The organism is Allobosea sp. (assembly GCF_030694325.1).
Classification (GTDB): Bacteria; Pseudomonadota; Alphaproteobacteria; order Rhizobiales; family Beijerinckiaceae; genus Allobosea.
Genome location: NZ_JAUXYO010000017.1, coordinates 1 through 2,264 on the forward strand (window position 1 = coordinate 1; position 2,264 = coordinate 2,264).

Annotated in this window: 1 protein-coding gene and 1 pseudogene; both read right to left on the bottom strand. The window is 65.9% G+C overall.

The features are described from left to right. A partial coding sequence (locus tag Q8M82_RS00715; protein WP_305689474.1) for a sigma-70 family RNA polymerase sigma factor occupies positions 1-1,478 on the bottom strand: 1,478 nt, incomplete at its 3' end. 199 nt (positions 1,479-1,677) lie between these two features. Continuing rightward, a pseudogene (locus Q8M82_RS00720) lies at positions 1,678-2,264 on the bottom strand (DNA primase); the annotation flags it as partial.

Sequence of the window (2,264 nt, forward strand, 5' to 3'; positions counted from 1 at the left end):
GCATAGGTCGAGAACTTATAGCCCCGGCGGTACTCGAACTTGTCGACCGCCTTCATCAGGCCGATATTGCCTTCCTGGATCAGGTCGAGGACCTGCAGGCCGCGATTGGTGTATTTCTTGGCGATCGAGATCACGAGGCGCAGATTGGCCTCGATCATCTCCTTCTTCGCCTGACGCGCCTCGCGCTCGCCCTTCTGGACCATCAGCACGATCTTGCGGAACTCCTGGATCTCCAGGCCCGTCTCGCTCGCCAGCGTATGGATCTCGTCGCGCAGGCTCTTGATGCGCTCGAGCTCGGCGGCGACGAAGTCCCGCCAGCCGCGCGAGCCGAGCTTGGACACGCGCAGGACCCATTTCGGGTCGAGCTCGCCGCCGACATGCTGCTTGAGGAAGTCCTCGCGGCCGACGCCATAGCTCTCGGCCAGCCGTAGAAGCCTCGTCTCGTGAGAAATCAGGCGCTTGTTGATGTCGTAGAGCTGCTCGACCAGCGCCTCGATGCGGTTGTTGTTGAGCGAGAGCGACTTCACCGCGGTGATGATGTCGTCCTTGAGCTTCTTGTATTTGCGGTCCTGCGACGGCGAGAGCTTGGTGTTCTCCAGCCGGTTGGCGATGTCCTGGTCCTGCAGGCGGCGCAGCTTCTTGTAGTTGTCGGCGATGGAATCGAACGTCTCGAGCACGCGCGGCTTCAGCTCGGCCTCCATGGCCGAGAGCGAGACGTTGTTCTCCATGTCGTCGTCGTCGAGATCGGGCGGCAGCTCGCCTTCGGGCGTCTCGCCCTCGGCGGCCGGAGCGGCCTCGGCCTCGCCGCCCTCGCCCGCGACCTGGGCCGGGTTCTTGCCGTCGGGGCCGGCATAGGTCGCCTCGAGGTCGATGATGTCGCGCAGCAGGACCTTGGCTTCGTTGAGTTCGTCGCGCCAGATGATGATCGCCTGGAAGGTCAGCGGGCTCTCGCAGAGCCCGGCGATCATCGCCTCACGGCCGGCCTCGATGCGCTTGGCGATCGCGATCTCGCCCTCGCGGGAGAGCAGCTCGACCGAACCCATCTCGCGCAGATACATCCGCACCGGATCGTCGGTGCGCTCGGTCGGCTCCAGATTGCGCTTGGTCTCGACCGGCAGGGCCGAGCGCGAGGCGTCGACCAGATCGCCACCCTCGACCTCTTCCTCGTCGGGGCCGTTGGTGCCGGTGCGGGCCGCGGCGCGCTCCTCACCGGAGGCTTCCGGATCCTCGTTGTCGACGACGTTGATGCCCTGCTCGCTGAGCTGGCCGAGCACGTCCTCGATCTGCTCGGAGGTGAATTCCTCCGAAGGCAGGACCTCGTTCAGTTCGTCATAGGTGACATAGCCGCGCTTCTTGGCGAGCTTGATCATGCGCCTGACGGCCTGATCCGTCAGATCGAGCAACGGACCGTCGGAGGTCGGGGGGGCTTCCGGCGTGGCCTGATCGGCCTTGTCCCGTTCGCTCGTTTTCGTCGCCATCAATAGCGCTCCGCACTCTCAGACCGCCACGGCTCGGAAGAAGCCATATGCGGACGCATAAAAGGGCGGCGCGGCCGCAGGTCCGGCGCGCTCACCCCACCCAAATCACACAGGCGAGATGGCACCGCTCATCCTTGATGAACCGTAAACCAAACCCCGCCGACGCGCAGACCTGACCAGAAGGACCCTTGGAACTCCCTCAATCCTCGGACATCGCCTCCGTCCCCTCGATCGTCTCGAGGCGAGCCTTGACGTCCTTGATCCAGGCGAAATTGGCTTCGGTCGCTTCGTCAGCCAATGCGCGCTCGGCTGCCTTCAACTCGCTATGTAGCGTCCGCGCGCGATGATGCAAGACGATCGCCTGACGAATCGAGTCGAAAACCGATTCCGGATCAGCGGCTTGCGCCAGTTTCAGGCGCTCGGCCGGCCCCGTGATCGCCATCAACTGCGCCTGCGCCTCCCGCACGCGTGGCTGTTCCAGCCGCATCGCCAGCGCCCCCTCGTCGAGCACGCCTTCCATCGCGGCGTCGAGGAGGGCCTGGCGGAAGCGCTCGGCGGCGGGGCCGTCGAGCGCCAGATCGGCGATCTCGTCGGCACAGCGCAGGATCAGACCGGGATGGCTCGCCAGCGCCAGCAGAATGAAGGCTTCACGGGTATCCTCGCCCCGGCCGCGCGCCATGATCCTGGTGCGAGACAGCTGGCTCGACGCCTTCAGCGGCCCGCTTGCCCAAGGCGCAACCGGCGCGAAGCCGCCGCGGCCGCCGCGCGTCGCGCCGCCCCCCTGCC